Raw genomic sequence first — 21,568 nt, forward strand, 5'->3', positions numbered from 1 at the left:
ATGTGTATTGATATAAATCAGAAAATTTCAGGCGTGTCACTTGTTCAAGGAGGTAGGCGGACTTCGTTGCATCCTTTTTGCGAAGCGTGTTCAGGGCTTCGATCATTTCGTCATGTGTCATGAGGCCCACCCCGTGACCGAAATACTGATCTTCTTTTATAAAGACCGAGTTTTCACCCATCCAGATCGGATCTTCGAAATCGGGGTTAAAAAAGTAATAAACATCCCCGGGGATATAATCCAGCCCTTTGTATGTGACCATGGGAAGATCATCATCATAGTTGTGACCCCACACAAGGAGGTGTGAGTATAGTTCATCGAAATAGGAAGGTTTGATTGTATCGAGGATGGACTTATAGTAAAGCAGGACAATACTTGTGACACATTCAAAGCTGTACGCAGAACTGTTGGTGAAGATATCATCAATGGCGTCTGATGGAAGCTTGGATTCCTTCAGCTGGTATCCATAAGGGGTTTTGGTCCAAAATGTCGGGTTGAACTTCGAATGCTCGAAGGCTGAAAAAGTGGCGTCACTTTCATTCATTTTTTTCGCATTGCTAATGATTCTTTCTCTTACTTTCAGCTCATATTTGAGCTCTGGAAGATTCCGATACCGATACTCGGTGGGGCTTTCTTTCAATGTAGTAAATATGTTTTCTTCAACAGCGGTCAGGTTCGGTAATTCCTTAGGGGTGGATTCATTTTCGATGATGATCAATCCATACACCTCCAGGCCTTTTTATTAATGTATGTTTGGGTGGGGGATATGGTATTAAGAGAGTGAAAAAAATGGAAGGAGAAACGAACTCTTCCGTTTCTCCTTCCATTAAGTTTGCAGGTTATTTATTTTGCTTATTTATCTTCTCATACACCCCAGCGATGGCCTGTTCGAACTTCCCTGTGGCTTTCGGGGTGTAGTAGTGAGCCTTCTTCAGTTTATCCGGGAGGTAGGTTTGCGCCACCCAGCCGGATTCATAGCTGTGGGGATATTTATACTCCACACCTCTGCCCAATTCCTTGGCTCCTTGGTAATGCGCGTCTTTCAGGTGATCCGGCACCTCGCCGCTCTTGCCTTTCCGGATATCTGCAAGGGCAAGGTCGATGGCGGTGATCGCAGAGTTCGACTTAGGAGAAAGGCAAAGTTCGATGATGGCATTAGCCAACGGGATCCTGGCTTCCGGGAACCCGATCTTCTCTGCTGTTTCCACTGCCGCGAGTGTCCGTGGTCCCGCCTGGGGATTGGCAAGTCCGATATCTTCATAGGCAATGACCAATAGTCTCCGTGCAATGCTCGGCAGGTCTCCTGCTTCCACGAGTCTTCCAAGGTAGTGGAGGGCTGCATTCACATCACTCCCGCGGATCGATTTCTGAAATGCGCTGACGACATCATAGTGAGCGTCGCCATCCTTATCGTGAGAAAAGCTTTTCTTCTGTAGGCACTCTTCTGCTATGGAGACATCAATATGAATGACCCCATCGTCACCTGGGGAAGTGGACAATACAGCCAATTCCAATGCATTCAATGAACTTCTTACATCTCCGAAGCTGCTGCTTGCAAAATGTTCAATCGCTTCGTCGGTTACATCGAGTGAATATCCGCCCAAGCCGCGTTCTTCATCTTCAATGGCACGGGTCAGGGCGATTTTCATTTCTTCTATGGAAAGAGGCTTTAATTCGAAAATCTGGCATCTGCTTCGAATGGCGGGATTGATGGCATGATAGGGGTTGCTTGTTGTAGCCCCTATCAAGGTGATCATCCCGTTCTCTAAATAAGGAAGGAGAAAATCCTGCTTTCCTTTATCCAGTCGGTGAACCTCATCCAATAGGAGGATCACCTTACCTGACATCTTCGCTTCCTCCGCTACGATCTGAATATCTTTTTTATTATTCGTCACGGCATTCAGGGTTTTGAAACGGTACTTTGTACTTCCGGCTATGGCACTTGCGATGGACGTTTTTCCAATGCCGGGAGGGCCGTACAGGATCATGGATGATAGCTGCTTCGCCTTCACCATCCGGTCGATGATTTTTCCTTCTCCGACTAAATGCTGCTGCCCGATGATTTCCTCGATTGTCCTTGGTCTCATCTTAAAGGCAAGTGGTTTTATCGACATGAAACATCTCTCCAAACTGACGTTCTAGTACCATTCACTTTATCACAGGAGGTAGCATTAAGGAAATATTGTGGATGCACAATGAGAATGAAACCGCCCCTTTCACAGTGAGGGCGCGAATATGCTATAATAACAAAAGTCAATAAGAAGAAAAACGTCCCGTCTCAACATGTGACGTTATTAAATATAATAGAGGTGCTGGACATGAAGATATCAACTAAAGGCCGTTACGGTTTAACCATTATGATAGAACTTGCAAAACGCCATGGTGAAGGGCCGACTTCACTTAAAACCATCGCACAGCAGCATGAGTTGTCTGAACATTATCTTGAGCAGCTTGTCGCTCCACTGCGGAACGGAGGTCTGGTCAGAAGTATCAGGGGTGCGTACGGTGGTTATGTATTGGGCCATGAGCCATCTGACATTACAGCGGGAGATATTATCCGGATCCTTGAAGGTCCGATTAGTCCCGTTGAAGGAATCGAGGACGAGGAACCGGCAAAGCGTGAACTGTGGATCAGGATCAGGGACGCCGTCAAAGAAGTACTCGACAATACAACAATTGAAGATTTGGCCAGCCACTCTGATGACGGTGAATCAGATGCGTATATGTTCTATATCTAGGAGGTAACAATCAATGGAAAGAGTGTATCTGGATCATGCTGCAACGTCGCCCATGCATCCTGAAGTGATCGATGAAATGACAGCGGTGATGAAGGAGGCCTTTGGCAATCCTTCGAGCATTCATTCATTTGGACGTGCATCGCGTCGTCTTGTGGATCATGCACGGACCATCATTGCAGATAGCATCCATGCCGATTACAATGAAATCATTTTCACCAGTGGTGGAACTGAGGCGGATAATTTAGCGATCATTGGAACGGCCGAAGCCAATAAGGAAAAGGGTACCCACATCATTACGACACAGACCGAGCATCATGCTGTGTTGCATGCATGTGAATTCCTGGAATCAAAAGGCTTTGAGGTCACGTACCTGCCTGTGGACCGCTCAGGAAGGATAGCGCTTCAGGATCTTGAAAAGGAGCTGCGTGATGATACCATTCTCGTGACAATCATGTTCGGGAATAATGAAGTGGGGACCCTGCAGCCAATTAAAGAAATCGGTGAATTATTACAGGATCACCAGGCCTATTTTCATACGGATGCTGTACAGGCCTTCGGATTGACCAGCATCGATGTCGAGGATCTGGGGGTTGATCTGCTTTCGGTTTCAGGACATAAGATCAACGGTCCCAAGGGAATTGGATTTCTTTATTCCCACAAAGGGGTGGATCTTCAGCCGGGATCATACGGCGGGGAACAGGAACGCAAGCGCCGTGCGGGAACAGAGAATGTCCCTGCCATCGTGGGTCTGGGAAGAGCAGTGGAGATTGCACGGCACTCTTTTGAAGAGAAGCATGCGTCGCTCTCTGGTCTCAAGAATCTGCTTAGACAGACGTTGGCTGATAAGGGGACCCAATTCGAAGAGAACGGATCCCTTGAGCACGGATTACCCCATGTGCTAAACTTAAGCTTTCCCGGCACGGATGTAGAATCCATGCTGATGAATCTGGATATGTCAGGTATCGCCGTTTCAAGCGGTTCCGCTTGTACGGCTGGATCGATAGAACCATCACATGTACTCGTGGCGATGTATGGGAAACAGTCCGAGCAATCAAGGAACTCCATCCGTTTCAGCTTCGGCCTTGGAAATACGGAGGAACAGATTGAGAGAGTGGCCCATGAAGTCGCAAGCATCGTGAAGAGATTAACAATATAAAAAGATCGTCCTACATGAGGAGATCGAACGGAAACAAGGAGGTGGCGTTAGTGAAAAAAGAACCAAAGGATACGAGAGTGGTCGTTGGGATGTCCGGTGGAGTGGACTCTTCTGTAGCTGCATTATTATTGAAAGAGCAAGGCTATGAAGTCATCGGGATTTTCATGAAGAACTGGGATGATACCGATGAAAATGGAGTATGTACGGCAACCGAAGACTACAACGACGTGATTAGGGTATGTAACCAAATTGGGATTCCTTACTACGCTGTGAATTTTGAGAAACAATACTGGGATAAAGTCTTTACGTACTTCCTGGATGAATATAAAGCCGGCAGGACCCCGAATCCGGATGTGATGTGCAATAAGGAAATCAAGTTCAAGGCATTCCTTGATCATGCATTGAAGTTAGGTGCAGACTATCTGGCCACGGGTCACTATGCACAGGTCGAGTACCGAGATGGCGAATACAAAATGCTGCGCGGGGTCGATAACAATAAGGATCAAACATACTTCCTCAATCAGCTCGGGCAGGAACAGCTTGAAAAAGTGATGTTCCCCCTAGGCGGCATCGATAAGAAGAAGGTACGTGAAATTGCCAGGGAAGCGGGTCTTGCCACTGCAACCAAGAAAGACAGTACGGGAATCTGCTTCATCGGTGAACGTAACTTCAAGGATTTCTTGAGTAACTATCTTCCGGCGCAGCCTGGAAAGATGGAGACCCTGGATGGAAAAGTGATGGGGAAACATGATGGATTGATGTACTATACCATCGGTCAGCGTCACGGCCTTGGCATCGGTGGTGCAGGTGAGCCATGGTTTGCCATCGGGAAGGACCTGGAAAGGAATGTCCTTTACGTAGGTCAAAGCTTTGAGCACCCTGCCCTTTATTCCGATTCCATCCTTGCGACGGATGTTCACTGGACATCGAATGAAGAGAAATCGTCTGAGTTCGCATGTACGGCAAAATTCCGTTACCGTCAGGATGATAATAAGGTCACGGTGATTCCATTGGAAGATGGCAAGGTAAAAGTCATCTTTGATGAACCTATTCGAGCGGTGACGCCGGGACAGGCCGTCGTTTTCTACAACGGGGATGAGTGCCTTGGTGGAGGAACGATCGATACCATCTTTAAAGATGAGAAAAAACTGACGTACGTCGGTTAAAGAAAAAGGACTGGGAAAAGGAGAAGGGAATCTCTTTTCTCTCAGTCCTTTTTTTCATCATGGAAGGATTCCATTTCAGGAGTTCCCTTATGTTATACTAGTAACGTTAAAAGGAAGTACATACATAAATAATAGACCATATAGAGGTGTTTACATTGGATAAGAATTTAAAAGGCATTGAGTTATTACAAGAAGGAAAAGTAGAAGAGGCGGTAAAACTCTTCACAGAAGCCATCGAAGAAAATCCGAAGGAACCGGTCGGATATATCAATTTCGGAAATGTATTGATGTCGGTTGGTGACAATGAAAAAGCGAAAAAGTTTTTTGAACGGGCGATTTCCGTCGATGAAAACGCAGGAGCAGCTTATTACTCTCTTGGAAATCTGTTCTTCAATGAGAATAAATTTGACGAAGCAAAAGATCAATTTGAAAAGGCCATCTCCAAAGGAATGGAGAATGCCGACGTATTCTTCATGCTTGGGATGAGTCTGTTCCAGTTAGATCAGCCAAGATTTGCACTACCGTACTTTCAGCGAAGCGTTGAATTGAATGAAGAAGACATCGAAGCCCGATTCCAATTAGGATTGTGTCTTGCGAAAGTGGAAGCATATGAAGAAGCGATCACTCAATTATCCCAAGTGGTGGAAGCAGATCCTGAGCATGCAGATGCCTATTACAATCTGGGGGTTGCGTATGCCGGACATAAGGATGATGCGGATACGGCACTCATGCATTTCAACAAAGCCATTGAGGTTCAACCTGATCATATGCTGGCGGGTTATGGAATCAAGATGATCGAAAAGCTTAAAAATGAACAAAGTGAATAGTTAGGGGGTTCACTGCCTTGAGCCAGCAAGACTCTTTAAAGCTGTTTGGTGAGGAAGAAATATATATAAAAGGAAGGCATCTTGTCACGATTTTTCATAATGAGGAGAATCTTTATTCGGTTGTCAGAATCCGTGTGGATGAAACGAATGATTCATATGAGGATAAAGAAGCGGTCGTAACCGGGAATTTCCCTAAGATACATGAAGATGAGACCTATATATTTTATGGGAGATTTCAAGAGCATCCAAGATTTGGTATGCAGTTTCATGCCAAGCATTTCAAGAAAGAAATACCCCAAACCACACAGGGTGTCGTCCATTATTTATCAAGTGATCTCTTCAAAGGGATCGGGAAAAAAACAGCTGAAAAGATCGTCGAGCATATCGGGGAAAATGCGATCAGTAAAATACTCGAAAATCCCAGCCTTTTAGATGAAATTCCAAAGCTTCCAAAGGAAAAGGCTAAGAGTATCTATGATACGTTATCTGAGCATCAGGGACTCGAGCGGGTCATGATCATGCTGAATGAGCTTGGATTCGGTCCCCAGATTTCCATGAAGGTCTATCAGGCTTACAAAGAGCAGGCACTTGAAATCATTCAAAAGAATCCTTATAAGCTTGTGGAGGATATTGAAGGGATCGGCTTTACCCGTGCAGATGAATTGGGGTCCAAGATTGGTTTGACAGGCAGTCACCCGGACCGGATCAAAGCAGGCTGTTTATATACCCTGGAACAAACATGTGTCAAGCAGGGGCATGTGTATCTTGAAGCGGAAGAACTCATTGTAACGGTGAAAGAGCTCCTTGAGAAAAGTCAGCCTGAAAGAATCGAATACACGGACATTTCCACTCAATTGGTTTCCTTGGAGGAAGAAAGCAAAGTCATCGGTGAAGGGACGAAGGTGTATGTTCCTTCCCTCTATTTCTCTGAAAAGGGGATTGTGACGAATATCGAAAAGATATTGTCCCAGACACAGTATAAAGATCAATTCCCCCAGTCTGAATTCCTTCTGTCACTTGGTGCCCTGGAGGACAGGCTAGGGGTGCAGTATGCGCCTTCTCAAAAGGAAGCCATCGAGACGGCATTGATGTCTCCCATGCTCCTGTTGACTGGTGGACCGGGTACGGGGAAGACCACTGTCATTCAGGGGATCGTGGAACTGTTCGCGGACCTTCACGGGTGTTCTTTGGATCCCAAGGATTACAAAGATGAACCGTTCCCCGTATTGCTCACGGCCCCGACAGGACGTGCAGCTAAGCGGATGACAGAATCCACGGGGCTGCCGGCCATGACGATCCACCGACTCCTCGGATGGAATGGTCAGGAAGGATTTCAGAGCGATGAAGAACGGGCGATCGAGGGCAAGCTGTTGATTGTGGACGAAGTGTCCATGGTCGACACCTGGCTGGCCCATCAATTGCTGAAGGCTCTGCCTGATGATATTCAAGTGATATTTGTCGGGGATGAAGATCAATTGCCGTCCGTCGGTCCGGGTCAGGTACTGAAGGACTTGTTGAATTCGGAAAGCGTGCCGACTGTCAGGTTGACGGATATATACAGGCAGGAAGAGGGTTCCTCGATCATTGAGCTTGCTCACTATATGAAAAGGGGGCAGGTTCCCGCAGATTTGACCAAACAGCAAAAAGATCGTTCGTTCTTTCCCTGCAGGACGAATCAGATTTCAGAGGTCGTTCAGAAAGTGGTGGAAAATGCCAAGAAGAAGGGCTACTCACCAAAAGATATACAGGTACTTGCCCCTATGTACAGGGGACCAGCAGGGATCGACCGTTTGAATGAGCTTCTGCAGGAAATTTTTAATCGTAATGATGGGACCCGTAAAGAAATCGCCTTCGGTGACGTCAAATACCGCATCGGGGATAAGGTCCTTCAGCTGGTCAATCAGCCTGAAAACAATGTTTTTAACGGGGATATCGGTGAAATCGTTTCGATATTCTATGCAAAGGAAAACACGGAGAAACAGGACATGATCATCGTTTCGTATGAAGGCAATGAGGTCACCTATACACGGCAGGATCTCATGCAAATCACCCATGCGTATTGCTGCTCGATCCATAAATCCCAGGGAAGCGAATTTCCCATTGTCATTTTACCCGTCGTAAAGAGCTATTATCGGATGTTACGGCGAAATCTCCTATACACGGCCATTACAAGGAGCAAGCAGTTCCTCATTCTCTGCGGAGAGCTGGATGCTTTCAAGCTTGGAGTGGAGAGGGAAGATGATTTTCTCAGGAAAACGACCTTGAGTGAGAAGCTGAGAGGCTTACTTCATCACGAGGGGAGTCGTGTGGAAGAAGATTTATCAGAAGGGGACATACCCATTGAAGAAGTCCTTCTGAATGAAGACCCGATGATTGGAATGGAAGGGATCAGCCCTTACGATTTCATGAAGGCATAAAGTTGATGAATGAAGATGTCATTCATCAACTTTTTTTAAGTTTATTGTCAACTAAAATAAAATTTAAGTTGACATATATTTAATGAAAGCGATATCCTTATCTTGTAGAAAAAATGACAGATGGGGGAAGACAGATGAGCAGAAAATTAAGGACAATCGATCTTACACTGGCAGGGATGTTTGTTGCACTAATGGCAATCGGTGCCAACATCACCATATTCGTACCTTTTATGGTAGTGGGCGGTGTGCCCATTACATTACAGACGTTTTTCGCCATTTTAGCAGGAGCGATCCTTGGAAGCAGGATCGGGGCGATTTCCATGACAGTTTACGCATTGGTGGGTCTCGTGGGGGTCCCAGTATTTGCCCGGTTTGGAGCAGGGTTATCTTCTATAGTAAGCCCGACATTCGGATTTATCGTTTCGTTTATCTTCACAGCTTACATCACCGGTAAAATCGTGGAAAAACATAAGGGGATCAAAGTATATATCTTCGCCGCACTCGTCGGGATGGTCGTCAATTATGTAGTCGGAACAAACTGGATGTACTCTGCATATAAGTTCTGGGCACAAGCTCCGGAAGGATTCACCTATAAGCTCGCATGGGCATGGATGGTGGTTCCGCTTCCGAAGGACATCATTTTAGCCGTCTGTGCTGGTGTCATGGCCCATCGTTTAGAAAAATCGGTTTTGTCAAAAAGTACATTCAGAAATTTGAAGCGTGCCGCTTAATGGGGAGGTTGTCAGATGAAAACGTGGAAAACACTTGCAGATGAGGTCATTGAGGGAAGGGAACTAACGAATGAAGAAGCTTTAGCCATCCTGAAAAGTCCGGATGATGAGCTTCTGGAGCTGTTGCACAGCGCGTACGTGATCCGGAAACATTATTATGGAAATAAGGTCAAATTAAATATGATCATCAATACAAAATCGGGACTGTGTCCTGAAAATTGTGGGTACTGTTCCCAGTCAAGCGTCTCTGATGCACCGATTGAGAAGTACCGCATGGTGGATAAAGAAACCATCATGAAGGGAGCCGAAAATGCTCATCAACTGAATGTCGGCACCTACTGCATCGTCGCAAGTGGCCGTGGTCCGAGCAATCGGGAAGTGGATCATGTTGTCTCGGCCGTGAAAGAGATCAAGGAACAGTATAATTTGAAAGTATGCGCATGTCTCGGATTATTAAAGGGTGACCAGGCGAAACGGTTAAAGGAAGCAGGGGTGGATCGCTACAACCATAACATCAATACGTCCGTTAACCATCATGAAAACATCACCACTTCCCATACATATGAAGACAGGGTGAATACCGTAGAGCAGGCAAAAGCAGAAGGAATTTCCCCATGCTCCGGAATCATCGTCGGCATGAAAGAAACGCTGCAGGATGTGGTGGATATGGCTCATAGCCTGAAGGTCCTCGACGCCGACTCGATACCGGTCAATTTCCTTCATGCCATCGATGGGACGCCTCTTGAAGGAACGGATGAACTGAACCCGAGATATTGCTTAAAGGTCCTTTGCTTGATGCGCTTCATCAATCCGACGAAAGAGATCAGGATATCCGGTGGGCGTGAAGTGAACCTGCGAAGCCTTCAGCCATTGGGCCTTTATCCTGCAAACTCGATCTTTGTCGGGGATTACCTGACGACAGCCGGGCAGGACGGGACAGCGGACCATAAAATGCTTGAAGATCTCGGATTTGAAATCGATTATGTGAAAGAAAAAATCGGAGAGTCCGTCACCACTCCATAAAAATTCAATGGATGCTATGGAAAAGGTTACTCCTTATGAATTCAGGAAAATATCCCACACTATATAAGAACGTTGATATTGCATCAATGTTCGGGCGTCAGAACTCATTAAACGAGTATAAAACATGCACTGATTGGACATGATGGTAGGGAATAATCACCATTATCCGGTGAACCCTGAGGTGAACGTACCGATGAAGTGTCCAAATTGTCAGAGCAAAGATATCGGGAAGATCGGCATCAACCAATACTATTGTTGGGGATGTTATATTGAACTTTCCTTGTCTAAGGGAGTCATTCATACTCACCAAGTGGAAGAGGATGGATCACTCAGCTCCTTAGATGACTTGTTTGATGAGGAAGAACGCCGACTAAGCTAGGAAGAGGTGTCTTTCTTGAATAAAACATTTGCATCCATCGTTGGTTTTGGAGCAGGAGTCGCGGCTTCCATCTATTCACAGAGATCCAATATGATGAGTCAAAGACAAATGAAACGAATCCGTAAACAAGTAAAGAAACTTTTTTAACAGCTGAAAGAGACTGGCTCATTGTGGGTCAGTCTCTTTTTTGTTCTTTAATAAAGGAGAGCGAATGAATCCCCATGAATAAAACCACCTCTTATCTTCAAACACTAGAGGAGAAAAGAGGGAGGTGTGGATAGTGGAAAGAAAATCTTATACAAGATGGATATACAGGCTTTCGATGGCCCTCATTCTTGCATTATTTCTATATGTTCTCTATTTATTGAAGCCTGTATGGCATCCGGTATTAGAGGTTTTATTCTTTTCCCTGCTTCCTTTCTTCATAGGGGGCTTCATTGCCTACCTGCTTCATCCGGTAGTGGAGAAACTGCATGAAGCAGGCATTCACAGGGGGATCGCCATCCTGTTCATCTACCTCCTTTTCTTTGGGGGGGTGGGCTATGCCATCTATAAAGGGACCCCGGCCGTCATTCATCAGCTGAAGGATTTATCGGAGAACGCGCCGGTTTTCACCGAGCAGTACCAGGGCTGGCTGAAGGTTGTACAGAGTGAGACTTCCACATGGCCGGACGGGATCCAGTCACAGCTTGAGAAGAGAATAGACGGACTCGAAGCGTGGGTGACGGGCCTTGTGGCTTTAGTGCTGGCGACGGTGATGAAGTTCATGAACAGTCTGCTCATCGTGGCCATCATTCCCTTCGTATCCTTTTATTTATTAAAGGATATTACAAAAGTAAAGGCGTTCATGTGGCAGCTTACCCCGAAAAAATGGAGGCAGAGTGCGATATCATTTTCACATGATGTGGATGAATCCCTCGGTGGTTATATCCGGGGGCAGCTCTTGGTTTGCTTGATCATTGGTGGTATTTCAGCCGCCACCCTATGGCTGATCGGTATGAAATACCCCCTCATTCTCGGCTTGATCATTGGCGTGACGAATGTGATCCCTTATTTCGGTCCGATCATCGGGGCGGTACCGGCCGCCATCGTGGCAAGTACGATTTCCACGAATATGGTGATTTATGTGGTCATCCTTGTCGTGGTCCTGCAGTTCCTGGAAGGGAACATCCTATCCCCCCTCATCGTCGGGAAAAGCCTTCATATGCATCCTCTCTTCATCATGGGCGCTTTGATCCTCGGGGGCGAGGTGGGAGGAGTGATCGGAATGATCGTGGCGGTACCGTTTCTTGCGGTCATAAAGGTGGCCATATTACATGGCAGGACGCATTTTCTTCATACGATGAAGAATGACAATACTGAAAAATGGGAATGATCATTGACAAATACCATGAATATTTCTATAATCCAACATATACAAGTATTCGCATAAAATGAAAGCAATGAAGGACCGAGTACGTTATAGTCCATCTTCCAGAGAGAAATCCCCCAGGCTGCAAGGGATTTTAGATGAAGGATAACGGAATGCTAATCCTGAGTGCAGGTAAAGCCTGCCGTCCGGCCGCGTTAAGGTGTATTGAGGGATGAATGAACGCAATCGCGTTTATTCATAACCAGGGTGGTACCGCGAGAAACAGCTCTCGTCCCTGTTTTAGGGATGAGGGCTTTTTTGTATTCTTTTTTAACCATACATACAAAGGAGGAAGCTTGACATGAACAAATTAACAGGCGCAGAAATTCGTCAGAAGTTTTTAGATTTCTTTCAGGAAAAAGGACACGGAGTAGAACCGAGTGCATCACTCGTTCCCCATGAAGATCCTTCCCTATTATGGATCAACAGTGGGGTAGCGACATTAAAGAAATATTTTGATGGACGTGTGATCCCTCAAAATCCACGAATCGTGAATGCCCAAAAATCGATCCGTACGAATGATATCGAGAACGTTGGTAAGACAGCACGACATCATACATTCTTCGAGATGCTCGGGAACTTCTCGATCGGTGATTACTTTAAGGTAGAAGCAATTGAATGGGCATGGGAGTTCCTCACGGATGAAAAGTGGGTTGGCTTCGATCCTGAAAAGCTTTCCGTCACGATCCACCCGGAAGATCACGAAGCATTTGACATCTGGAACAAAAAAGTGGGCGTACCCGCTGAACGCATCATCCGTATCGAAGGGAACTTCTGGGATATCGGAGAAGGCCCGAGTGGTCCGAATACAGAAATCTTCTATGATCGCGGACCTGAATACGGAGACAATCCCGAAGATCCAGAATTATATCCAGGCGGGGAAAATGATCGTTATCTTGAAGTGTGGAATCTGGTGTTCTCTCAATTCAATCACAATCCTGACGGGACGTACACACCGCTTCCGAAGAAGAACATTGATACTGGCATGGGGCTTGAGCGAATGGCGTGCGTCGTTCAGGAAGTCCCTACGAACTTTGATACCGATTTATTTATGCCGATCATTGCTGCAACGGAAGAAATTTCAGGAAAGTCTTACGGCAAAGACAACGATACGGATGTAGCTTTCAAAGTCATTGCCGACCATATCAGAACCGTTTCCTTTGCAATTGGCGATGGAGCCCTTCCATCCAATGAAGGCCGCGGGTATGTCTTAAGAAGACTTCTTCGCCGCGCTGTACGCTTTGCCAAACAGATCGAAATCAACCGCCCATTCATGTATGAATTGGTTCCTGTCGTTTCTGAAATCATGGTTGACTTCTATCCGGAAGTGAAGCAAAAAGCAGAATTCATCCAAAAAGTGGTGAAAAATGAAGAGGACCGTTTCCATGAGACATTAAATGAAGGTTTGGCTATCCTTTCATCCATCGTCAAGGTACAAAAGTCTTCCGGAAGTAACGTGATTCCTGGTGAAGATGTCTTCCGTCTTTATGACACGTATGGTTTCCCTGTTGAATTAACGGAAGAATACGCAGAAGAAGAAGGATTGACGGTTGATCATGAAGGTTTTGAAAGAGAGATGGAAGGTCAGCGTGAAAGAGCGAGATCTGCCCGCCAGGATGTAGGAAGCATGCAGGTGCAGGGTGGAGTCCTGAGTGATATTACAGTGGAAAGCCGCTTTGTCGGATATGACACACTCGAAAGTAATTCGAAAGTCCTTGAATTATTGGTCGACAATGAACGTCAGCCTCAGGTCGGTAAAGGTCAGGAATGCCAGTTCATCCTCAACGAGACTCCTTTCTATGCAGAAAGCGGTGGACAAATCGGGGATAAGGGATATATCGAAGCAGATGGCGTAAGAGTATTCGTCAAAACGGTCAAAAAAGCACCTAATGGACAAAACCTTCACACGGCCGTTGTAGAAGAGGGGACATTGGAGCAGGGTGCCGAGGTCCTTGCAAGGGTTTCCAGAGAATCCAGAACAAAAGTGGAGAAAAACCATACAGCGACCCACATTCTTCATCAGGCATTGAAAGACGTCCTTGGAGAACACGTGAATCAGGCAGGTTCCCTTGTTGAACCGGATCGTCTGCGCTTTGATTTCTCCCATTTCGGATCTGTATCACCAGAAGAAATGGAACGGATCGAAACCATCGTCAATGAGAAGGTTTGGAAGGCGATGTCAGTGAACACGGCCCTGAAATCTCTATCCGAGGCTAAAAAGATGGGTGCCATGGCGTTATTCGGTGAGAAATATGGTTCAGAAGTACGTGTCGTATCGATTGGAGACTACAGCCTGGAGCTTTGCGGAGGTTGTCACGTATCCAATACATCAGAGATCGGCTTATTCAAGATCCTCTCTGAAAGCGGGATCGGTGCCGGTACCAGACGGATCGAAGCCGTTACGGCAGAAAATGCGTATACAGTATTGAATGATCAGGTATCTCAACTGAAAGAGGTTGCTGCGAAACTGAAATCGAATCCGAAAGAAGTAGTCAATCGAGTAGACTCATTATTAGGTGAGATGAAAGAGCTTCAAAGGGAAAATGAATCATTATCTGCAAAGTTGTCTAACATAGAAGCAGGTAGCTTGACGGATCAAGTGAAGGTCATCGATGGTGTGAACGTCCTGTCTGCAAAAGTGGCAGCCGGAGACAGCAACGGACTGCGCACGATGATGGATGATCTTAAGCAGAAGCTTTCATCCGGGGTAATCGTACTGGCAACAACTGGTGACGACAAAGTGACCATCATTGCAGGAGTTACGGATGACTTAGTCGAAAAAGGATATCATGCCGGCAAATTGGTGAAAGAAGTCGCTTCCCGCTGTGGTGGAGGAGGCGGTGGCCGTCCGGACATGGCCCAGGCTGGCGGTAAAAATCCGGAAAAAGTGGAAGAAGCCCTTCAATTTGTAGAAGAATGGGTCAAATCCATTTAACTCCGTGTGAAAGTGGTGTACAATGTAGGTAACGATTAACAATTCGGTTGTCAAAAAGACAAGCCTAAAGAGAGGTGCTAAAAATGAGTTCTTTTGACAAAACGATGCGGTTTGATTTTTCAGAGGAGCCGTTCGAACATGACGTGAAAGAAGTGCTCTTACAGGTTCACGATGCTCTGCAGGAAAAAGGGTACAACCCGATCAATCAAATCGTAGGATACTTATTATCTGGAGACCCGGCTTACATTCCCAGACATCAGGATGCCAGAAATATCATCCGCCGTTTAGAACGAGATGAGATCATCGAAGAATTAGTCAAATCGTATTTGAAACAACACAAAGAGGGATAATAGATGCGTGTAATGGGTTTAGACGTTGGTTCTAAAACAGTCGGAGTCGCAATCAGCGATGAGCTTGGCTGGACAGCTCAGGGAATTGAAACGATTAAGATCGACGAAGATCAAGGTGTGTTCCGGATGGATCGAATAAAGGAACTTGCCGATGAATACCAGGTGGATACCGTTGTGGTTGGAATGCCTAAAAACATGAATAACACGATCGGTCCGCGTGGGGAAGCGTCTAAAGCTTATGGAGAATTGATTCAACAGGAGTTATCCCTTCCCATTAAATACTGGGATGAAAGGCTGAGCACAATGGCTGCTGAACGAGTGCTGTTAGAAGCTGACGTCAGCAGGAAGAAACGTAAGAAAGTGATCGACAAAATGGCTGCGATGATGATCCTTCAAGGATATCTTGACAGCCAAAAATAATGAGGTGAATGTTCATGGAACACGGAGAAAAACAAATTACAGTAGTTGACGAACAAGGAAATGAGCAATTATGCGAGGTCCTTTTCACATTTGAATCAGATAAATTCAATAAATCGTACGTCCTTTACTATCCTCTTGGGGCAGATGAGAACGACGAAGAAGAAATCGAAATTCATGCATCTGCATTCATGCCTGGTGACGAAGGTCAGGAAGGCGAATTAAAGCCGATTGAAACAGAAGAAGAGTGGGACATGATCGAAGAAATGTTAAACACTTTCCTTGATGAAGAAGAAGACGCTGAATAAGCAGTCGTCATAGGACTATATGAAACAGGGACCGCAAAAAGGGACAAATAATTCACCCTTTTTGCAGGTCCCTGTTTCACTTTGTGCAAAATATTGTATAATAGTGGAGATGATGTCGAATTGCGCATGACGGATAGCCCGCTTTTTTGCTCGAAGGGGGGAAATGAAAGCGTTGGAAGAAAAGAAAAAGATAAAAGAGACACTTATGAAGAAATTGCTTGAAAGGCAAGAGGAGGCCAAAGTCATTAGAAAAGTAGTAGGACTTGTCATTCTTTGTCTTGTCATTATCATAGGGGGAACGGCCATTGGAGGCTACCTTTATGTGAATTCAGCCCTGAAACCGGTTGACCCTGATAATACGAAAACGGTGAAAGTGGACATCCCCATTGGCTCCGGGGTATCGAGTATAGGGAAGATCCTGGAGGACAAAGGGATCGTTAAGAATTCAACAGTCTTTAAGTATTACGTGAAATTCAATAACGAAGCAGGATTCCAGGCAGGTTCTTATGATTTGACGCCTTCCATGACCTTGAATGAAATCGTCAACAGCTTGAAGACTGGTAAGGTCATGAGGAAAGCAGAATTCAAGATTACCATTCCAGAGGGACTTCAATTGGACCAGATCGCAGAGATCATCGCTGAAAAGTCCCCATATAAAAAAGATGAGATTGAAAAGAAATTAAACGATAAGAAATGGCTCGAGCAATTAAAAGAGGAATATCCGGAATTGATTACAGATGAAATCTTCAAGAAAGAAATCAAACGACCGCTGGAAGGATATCTTTATCCTGCGACGTACCCTTTCTATGAAAAGAAGCCATCTTTAGACACAATCTTAAAGAAGATGATCGCGCAAACGAACGAAGTATTGGCTCAATACCAGGAAGCCATGGCAGCAAACGAGTATACGCCTCATGAGCTCCTCACCCTTTCTTCCCTGATCGAGGAAGAAGCGACGGAAAAAGCGGACAGAGGCAAAATTTCAAGTGTGTTCTATAATCGTATGGAAGAAGGTATGCCCCTTCAGACAGATCCGACGGTCTTATATGCATTAGGAAAGCATAAAGACAAAACCGTTTATAAAGATCTTGAAGTGGAATCACCTTATAACACGTACCAGGTGAAGGGGTTGCCGCCTGGTCCGATAGCGAATGCGGGCTTGTCTTCAATTGAAGCCGCCCTGCAGCCGGAGGATACTGAGTATTATTATTTCCTGGCAGCTTCCAACGGCTCGGTATACTATTCCGAAACACTGGATGAACATAACGAGAAAAAAGCAAAATATATTACCAACAAAGAAGAATAGCATGGTGTGAAGAGGAAAGAAACATTCGCTTTCCTCTTCTCTGTGTGGTAAAATAGTACAAGTTATTTTTATATACGGGCGTTATCTTGATGAACGTGTGAAGTAGAAAGCTCATTGTAGCTTTCTTCTTTTCATGTTAAGAAAGAAGCGTTACACAGGCACCAATTATGAACATGATCGTGAGGCTTATATATGAACGAACAAGTGATTGGCTATATAGAATCAATTGTGAAAGGACGTCCGGCCTTGATTTCCGAGATGGAGCAATATGCAGTGGAACACAATGTTCCCATCATGGAACTGGTCGGTATCGAAGCGCTCCTGGGGATGTTACGGATCCAACAGCCGAAAGTGATCCTTGAGATCGGGACGGCCATCGGATACTCTGCCCTTCGCATGGCGGGGGCACTTCCAGAGGCGAAGGTCGTGACCCTTGAGCGGGATGAAGAAAGATTCGAAGCAGCACAGGGGTTCCTCTCCCGTTCTGAAGATGGCAAAAGGGTCGTCACCCTGTTCGGTGATGCATTGGAGCTTGCCGAAGAAGTGGAAAAGCACGGACCATATGATGCTATCTTTATCGATGCTGCCAAAGGTCAGTACCTTAAATTCTTTGAGCTCTATTCCGGTATGCTGTCGGAAAACGGCGTCGTTTACTCGGATAATGTCTTATTCAAAGGACTTGTTGCAGAAGAACACGTCGAACAGAAACGAATCCGGAACATGGTCAAGAAGCTGCAGAATTATAATGCGTGGCTAATGGATCATGAAGAGTTCGATACAAGTATTTTACCTGTCGGTGACGGAATTGCCATCAGTAAAAAAAGAGGTGAACAACGATGAAAAAGCCGGAACTTCTTGTGACCCCTGCCTCTGTATCCGATATTGAATCATTGGCATCTGCTGGTGCCGATGCCTTCATGATCGGTGAAGAGCGATACGGCCTGAGGCTTGCCGGGGAGTTCTCCAGGGAAGATGTAGGAGAAGCCATCAAAGTCGCCCACAAGCATGATAAGAAAGTATATGTGGCGATGAATGCCCTCTTTCATAATGATAAAATCGCTGAACTCGATGACTATATTGCCTTTCTTAAAGAGCAAGGGGCGGACGCCATTGTCTTCGGTGATCCCGCCGTATTGATGGCTGCCCGTGAAGTGGCACCGGAGATGAAGCTTCACTGGAATACGGAAACGACGGCCACCAATTGGTACACCTGTAATTATTGGGGCAGAAAAGGGGCAAAGCGTGCCGTACTCGCCCGGGAATTAAGCATGGATAGCATTATTGAAATGAAGGAAAATGCAGAGGTCGAAATCGAGGTGCAGGTGCATGGGATGACCTGCATGTTTCAATCCAAACGCTCATTGCTCGGGAACTATTTTGAATATCAAGGCAAAGTGATGGAAATCGAAAACCGGAAAGAACAGCGCAATATGTTCCTTCACGATGAGGAGCGTCACAATAAGTATCCTATCTTTGAAGATGGGAACGGCACGCACATCATGAGCCCGAATGATATGTGCATCATCGATGAGCTTGGTGAAATGATGGAAGCGGGTGTCGACACTTTCAAGATCGATGGAGTGATGAAGTCTCCTGAATATATCCTGGAAGTGACGAAACTGTATCGTATGGCCATTGATTTATGTGCGGAAGACGAAGCGCGTTATGACGAACAGAAAGACGAGTTTCTGGAAGAAGCGAAAAGGCTGCAGCCGGATAATCGCCCGTTGGATATAGGTTTCTTCTTTAAAGAAACCGTGTATTAAGAACGATAGACGGATATAGATTGATCAGAACGGAGGAGTTATGATGACCACGGTGGTGAAAAAACCGATCTCAAAGGTTGTAGACGGGAAGCGTGTCATTGTGAAGAAACCTGAATTACTGGCTCCTGCCGGTAATCTGGAAAAATTGAAGATCGCGGTCCATTATGGTGCAGACGCCGTCTATATCGGCGGGCAGGAATATGGACTGCGTTCAAATGCCGGTAATTTCACCTTTGAAGATATGAAAGAAGGCGTGGAGTTCGCCCGGAAGTATGGTGCAAAGATCTATGTCACTACCAATATCTATGCCCATAATGAGAACATGGATGGTCTTGAAGAATATCTTCGTGGACTTGGGGAAGCGGGAGTAGCGGGGATCATTGTCGCAGACCCCCTTATCATAGAAACATGCAGAAGGGTTGCCCCTAATGTAGAGGTGCACTTAAGTACACAGCAGTCCCTTTCAAACTGGAAAGCCGTCCAATTCTGGAAAGAAGAAGGACTGGACCGGGTGGTGCTTGCACGTGAAGCAAGCGGTAAAGAAATCCAGGAAATGAAAGAGAAAGTGGATATAGAGATTGAGACCTTCATTCATGGAGCGATGTGCATTGCCTACTCCGGTCGTTGTACATTAAGCAACCATATGACTGCGAGAGATTCAAATCGCGGCGGCTGCTGTCAGTCCTGCCGCTGGGACTATGATTTATATGAAATGAATGATGACGGGGAAAATCCCCTTTATGATAAAGAAGATGCACCTTTCGCCATGAGTCCGAAAGACTTGAAGCTTGTCGAATCCATCCCTGGAATGGTCGAATTGGGAATCGACAGTTTGAAGATCGAAGGGCGGATGAAGTCCATTCATTACGTGGCCACTGTCGTAAGTGTGTACCGCAAAGTGATCGATGAATATTGTAAAGACCCGGATAACTTCAAGATCCAAAAGGAGTGGCTCGAGGAGCTTGAGAAGTGCGCGAATCGTGAAACGGCCCCGGCGTTTTTTGAAGGGGTACCCGGATTCAAAGAGCAGATGTTCGGAGTCCACAACAAGAAGAATACAAATTATGAATTTGTCGGACTCGTATTGGACTACGACGAAGACACCCAGATCGTCACCTTGCAGCAACGGAACCATTTTAGAGCCGGACAGGAAGTAGAGTTTTTCGGTCCTGAAATCTCCAATTTTACGCAGGTTATCGAAAAGATGTGGGATGAGCGCGGGAATGAGCTTGACGTTGCCCGTCACCCGTTACAAATAGTGAAATTCAAGGTGCATCAGAGGGTTTACCCTGATAACATGATGCGAAAGGAGAACATCTAATACTTATGAAGCAGAAACCCGTTGTGATCGGTGTAGCAGGAGGATCCGGCTCTGGGAAGACGAGCGTCACCAAAGCCATTTATGAGCAATTCCAAGGTCATTCCATCTTAATGCTGCAGCAGGATTATTATTATAAAGATCAATCGAATCTACCATTTGAGGAACGGTTGAAAACCAATTATGATCACCCATTAGCCTTTGATAATGATTTGTTGATTCAACATTTGCACGGTCTATTGGATCACCAGCCCGTCAATAAGCCGGTGTATGATTACAAAATGCACACCCGCTCGGATGATACGATTCTCGTTGAACCGAAAGATGTCATTATTTTAGAGGGGATTTTAGTATTAGAAGATGAAAGATTGCGTAACTTAATGGATATTAAGCTTTACGTCGATACAGATGCGGATCTTCGGATCATCAGAAGGATGCTTCGCGACATTAAAGAGCGCGGACGTTCCATCGATTCTGTCATCGATCAATACATTACGGTCGTCCGTCCGATGCACAATCAATTCATCGAACCAACGAAGCGATATGCCGATGTGATCATCCCTGAAGGCGGTCATAATCACGTGGCAATCGATTTAATGGTAACAAAAATTCAAACAATTCTTGAACAAAAGTCATTTTTGTAATACGATAGCATAGATAAAGACATATAGGTGAAGGTTACCATTTCCCACATTGTAAAGAAGCAGGGAATGGAGGGAGAAGAAATTCTCCCTCCATTCCCTCCCTTTACATACGTAGCACATTTACATATGGAGCATGGGAAGCTCTTAGATAGAAAAGGAGTGAAGAGGGTCATGAGTACAGAAAAAGTATTTCCTATGACAGCAGAAGGTAAAGAGAAGTTAGAAAAAGAACTGGAGAATTTGAAAACGGTTAAACGTAAAGAAGTCGTCGAGCGCATCAAGATCGCCCGCAGCTTCGGAGATTTATCCGAGAACTCTGAGTACGACGCAGCGAAAGATGAACAAGCATTCGTTGAAGGTCGTATTTCCACATTGGAAAACATGATTCGCAATGCGAAGATCATTCAAGAAGATGACATGAATTCAGATACAGTACAATTAGGAAAAAAAGTGACATTCGTGGAATTGCCTGACGGAGACAAAGAAACATACACAATCGTGGGCAGTGCAGAAGCGGATCCATTCGAAGGCAAGATTTCAAATGATTCACCTATCGCGAAAAGTCTACTTGGACATAAAGTAGGCGCTGAAGTGAATGTTCAGACTCCAGGCGGGGAAATGAGCGTCAAGATTGTAGAAGTAAGCTGATCACCCGGGAAGGGGCTCCAATTTAGAG

At 45.5% G+C, this 21,568-nt stretch carries 22 protein-coding genes and 1 other annotated feature; of the genes, 20 read left to right on the forward strand and 2 right to left on the reverse strand.

Annotated features, from left to right (window positions below):
* The coding region (tgl, locus tag BVI01S_RS18265) for a spore coat transglutaminase TGL (protein ID WP_061811164.1) at positions 1-718 on the reverse strand (718 nt) is incomplete at its 3' end.
* A gap of 121 nt (positions 719-839) precedes the next feature.
* On the reverse strand, positions 840-2,114 hold the full coding sequence (locus tag BVI01S_RS18270) for a replication-associated recombination protein A (protein WP_061811165.1): 1,275 nt from the start codon (positions 2,112-2,114) through the stop codon (positions 840-842).
* A gap of 204 nt (positions 2,115-2,318) precedes the next feature.
* On the opposite strand from BVI01S_RS18270, the gene cymR reads away from it, so the two are divergent.
* The 20 genes from cymR (at position 2,319) to greA (ending at position 21,540) form a co-directional block, all read left to right on the forward strand.
* Positions 2,319-2,738 carry a cysteine metabolism transcriptional regulator CymR gene (cymR, locus tag BVI01S_RS18275; RefSeq protein WP_034757332.1) on the forward strand — a complete coding sequence of 140 codons (420 nt, stop codon included), beginning with the start codon at positions 2,319-2,321 and terminating at the stop codon, positions 2,736-2,738.
* 13 nt (positions 2,739-2,751) lie between these two features.
* The gene (locus BVI01S_RS18280) at positions 2,752-3,894 is read left to right on the forward strand and encodes a cysteine desulfurase family protein (protein ID WP_061811166.1); all 1,143 of its coding nucleotides are present in this window, start codon (positions 2,752-2,754) and stop codon (positions 3,892-3,894) included.
* Positions 3,895-3,944: 50 nt separating this feature from the next.
* Positions 3,945-5,060 (forward strand): tRNA 2-thiouridine(34) synthase MnmA, encoded by a 1,116-nt coding sequence (mnmA, locus tag BVI01S_RS18285; RefSeq protein ID WP_061811167.1) that lies wholly within the window; start codon positions 3,945-3,947, stop codon positions 5,058-5,060.
* Between the two features lie 155 nt (positions 5,061-5,215).
* The gene (locus BVI01S_RS18290; RefSeq protein ID WP_061811168.1) at positions 5,216-5,887 is read left to right on the forward strand and encodes a tetratricopeptide repeat protein; all 672 of its coding nucleotides are present in this window, start codon (positions 5,216-5,218) and stop codon (positions 5,885-5,887) included.
* A 17-nt stretch (positions 5,888-5,904) separates the two neighbouring features.
* Positions 5,905-8,304, forward strand: coding sequence for an SF1B family DNA helicase RecD2 (gene recD2, locus BVI01S_RS18295; protein WP_034757344.1), 2,400 nt, complete (start codon positions 5,905-5,907; stop codon positions 8,302-8,304).
* Between the two features lie 134 nt (positions 8,305-8,438).
* Positions 8,439-9,035 carry a biotin transporter BioY gene (locus BVI01S_RS18300; protein WP_061811169.1) on the forward strand — a complete coding sequence of 199 codons (597 nt, stop codon included), beginning with the start codon at positions 8,439-8,441 and terminating at the stop codon, positions 9,033-9,035.
* 15 nt (positions 9,036-9,050) lie between these two features.
* On the forward strand, positions 9,051-10,058 hold the full coding sequence (gene bioB / locus BVI01S_RS18305; protein ID WP_061811170.1) for a biotin synthase BioB: 1,008 nt from the start codon (positions 9,051-9,053) through the stop codon (positions 10,056-10,058).
* A 193-nt stretch (positions 10,059-10,251) separates the two neighbouring features.
* Positions 10,252-10,437: a YrzR-like zinc ribbon domain gene (locus BVI01S_RS18310; protein ID WP_034757353.1), complete on the forward strand. Its 186-nt coding sequence runs from the start codon at positions 10,252-10,254 to the stop codon at positions 10,435-10,437.
* Between the two features lie 6 nt (positions 10,438-10,443).
* On the forward strand, positions 10,444-10,584 hold the full coding sequence (locus BVI01S_RS22275) for a YrzQ family protein (RefSeq protein WP_094075150.1): 141 nt from the start codon (positions 10,444-10,446) through the stop codon (positions 10,582-10,584).
* Between the two features lie 133 nt (positions 10,585-10,717).
* Positions 10,718-11,812, forward strand: a complete 1,095-nt coding sequence (locus tag BVI01S_RS18315; RefSeq protein WP_244886956.1) for an AI-2E family transporter — start codon at positions 10,718-10,720, stop codon at positions 11,810-11,812.
* Positions 11,813-11,870: 58 nt separating this feature from the next.
* Positions 11,871-12,088: a binding site (T-box leader), on the forward strand.
* Positions 12,089-12,149: 61 nt separating this feature from the next.
* Positions 12,150-14,783 carry an alanine--tRNA ligase gene (gene alaS, locus BVI01S_RS18320; protein WP_061811171.1) on the forward strand — a complete coding sequence of 878 codons (2,634 nt, stop codon included), beginning with the start codon at positions 12,150-12,152 and terminating at the stop codon, positions 14,781-14,783.
* An 83-nt stretch (positions 14,784-14,866) separates the two neighbouring features.
* The gene (locus tag BVI01S_RS18325; RefSeq protein ID WP_034757362.1) at positions 14,867-15,133 is read left to right on the forward strand and encodes an IreB family regulatory phosphoprotein; all 267 of its coding nucleotides are present in this window, start codon (positions 14,867-14,869) and stop codon (positions 15,131-15,133) included.
* Between the two features lie 3 nt (positions 15,134-15,136).
* A complete protein-coding gene (gene ruvX / locus BVI01S_RS18330; RefSeq protein ID WP_034757364.1) occupies positions 15,137-15,553 on the forward strand; it encodes a Holliday junction resolvase RuvX in 417 nt (138 codons plus the stop codon).
* A 14-nt stretch (positions 15,554-15,567) separates the two neighbouring features.
* Complete coding sequence (locus BVI01S_RS18335; protein ID WP_034757367.1) at positions 15,568-15,858, forward strand: DUF1292 domain-containing protein; 291 nt, start codon at positions 15,568-15,570, stop codon at positions 15,856-15,858.
* A gap of 163 nt (positions 15,859-16,021) precedes the next feature.
* Entirely contained in the window at positions 16,022-17,164 is a 1,143-nt protein-coding gene (gene mltG, locus BVI01S_RS18340) for an endolytic transglycosylase MltG (RefSeq protein ID WP_034757370.1), read from the forward strand.
* Between the two features lie 192 nt (positions 17,165-17,356).
* Positions 17,357-18,004: an O-methyltransferase gene (locus BVI01S_RS18345; protein ID WP_061811172.1), complete on the forward strand. Its 648-nt coding sequence runs from the start codon at positions 17,357-17,359 to the stop codon at positions 18,002-18,004.
* Positions 18,001-18,930 (forward strand): peptidase U32 family protein, encoded by a 930-nt coding sequence (locus BVI01S_RS18350; RefSeq protein ID WP_061811173.1) that lies wholly within the window; start codon positions 18,001-18,003, stop codon positions 18,928-18,930. Before BVI01S_RS18345 ends, BVI01S_RS18350 begins: the two co-directional genes overlap by 4 nt.
* A gap of 43 nt (positions 18,931-18,973) precedes the next feature.
* Positions 18,974-20,251, forward strand: a complete 1,278-nt coding sequence (locus BVI01S_RS18355; protein ID WP_034757378.1) for a peptidase U32 family protein — start codon at positions 18,974-18,976, stop codon at positions 20,249-20,251.
* Positions 20,252-20,256: 5 nt separating this feature from the next.
* Positions 20,257-20,892 (forward strand): uridine kinase, encoded by a 636-nt coding sequence (udk, locus tag BVI01S_RS18360; protein ID WP_060670737.1) that lies wholly within the window; start codon positions 20,257-20,259, stop codon positions 20,890-20,892.
* A 171-nt stretch (positions 20,893-21,063) separates the two neighbouring features.
* A complete protein-coding gene (gene greA / locus BVI01S_RS18365) occupies positions 21,064-21,540 on the forward strand; it encodes a transcription elongation factor GreA (protein ID WP_034760526.1) in 477 nt (158 codons plus the stop codon).
* Positions 21,541-21,568 lie beyond the last annotated feature (28 nt).

Origin of the sequence: Rossellomorea vietnamensis NBRC 101237, from assembly GCF_001591825.1 — a bacterium.
Taxonomy (GTDB): domain Bacteria; phylum Bacillota; class Bacilli; order Bacillales; family Bacillaceae_B; genus Rossellomorea; species Rossellomorea vietnamensis.

What these genes read in the sequence shown, in the direction of transcription:
- BVI01S_RS18355 (WP_034757378.1), top strand. Translation starts at nt 18,974, where the DNA reads ATGACCACGGTGGTGAAAAAACCGATCTCAAAGGTTGTAGACGGGAAG.
- BVI01S_RS18280 (WP_061811166.1), top strand. Translation starts at nt 2,752, where the DNA reads ATGGAAAGAGTGTATCTGGATCATGCTGCAACGTCGCCCATGCATCCT.
- udk (WP_060670737.1), top strand. Translation starts at nt 20,257, where the DNA reads ATGAAGCAGAAACCCGTTGTGATCGGTGTAGCAGGAGGATCCGGCTCT.
- BVI01S_RS18345 (WP_061811172.1), top strand. Translation starts at nt 17,357, where the DNA reads ATGAACGAACAAGTGATTGGCTATATAGAATCAATTGTGAAAGGACGT.
- BVI01S_RS18270 (WP_061811165.1), bottom strand. Translation starts at nt 2,114, where the DNA reads ATGTCGATAAAACCACTTGCCTTTAAGATGAGACCAAGGACAATCGAG.
- cymR (WP_034757332.1), top strand. Translation starts at nt 2,319, where the DNA reads ATGAAGATATCAACTAAAGGCCGTTACGGTTTAACCATTATGATAGAA.
- BVI01S_RS18335 (WP_034757367.1), top strand. Translation starts at nt 15,568, where the DNA reads ATGGAACACGGAGAAAAACAAATTACAGTAGTTGACGAACAAGGAAAT.
- alaS (WP_061811171.1), top strand. Translation starts at nt 12,150, where the DNA reads ATGAACAAATTAACAGGCGCAGAAATTCGTCAGAAGTTTTTAGATTTC.
- greA (WP_034760526.1), top strand. Translation starts at nt 21,064, where the DNA reads ATGAGTACAGAAAAAGTATTTCCTATGACAGCAGAAGGTAAAGAGAAG.
- bioB (WP_061811170.1), top strand. Translation starts at nt 9,051, where the DNA reads ATGAAAACGTGGAAAACACTTGCAGATGAGGTCATTGAGGGAAGGGAA.
- BVI01S_RS18310 (WP_034757353.1), top strand. Translation starts at nt 10,252, where the DNA reads ATGAAGTGTCCAAATTGTCAGAGCAAAGATATCGGGAAGATCGGCATC.
- BVI01S_RS18350 (WP_061811173.1), top strand. Translation starts at nt 18,001, where the DNA reads ATGAAAAAGCCGGAACTTCTTGTGACCCCTGCCTCTGTATCCGATATT.
- ruvX (WP_034757364.1), top strand. Translation starts at nt 15,137, where the DNA reads ATGCGTGTAATGGGTTTAGACGTTGGTTCTAAAACAGTCGGAGTCGCA.
- mltG (WP_034757370.1), top strand. Translation starts at nt 16,022, where the DNA reads ATGAAAGCGTTGGAAGAAAAGAAAAAGATAAAAGAGACACTTATGAAG.
- BVI01S_RS18300 (WP_061811169.1), top strand. Translation starts at nt 8,439, where the DNA reads ATGAGCAGAAAATTAAGGACAATCGATCTTACACTGGCAGGGATGTTT.
- BVI01S_RS18325 (WP_034757362.1), top strand. Translation starts at nt 14,867, where the DNA reads ATGAGTTCTTTTGACAAAACGATGCGGTTTGATTTTTCAGAGGAGCCG.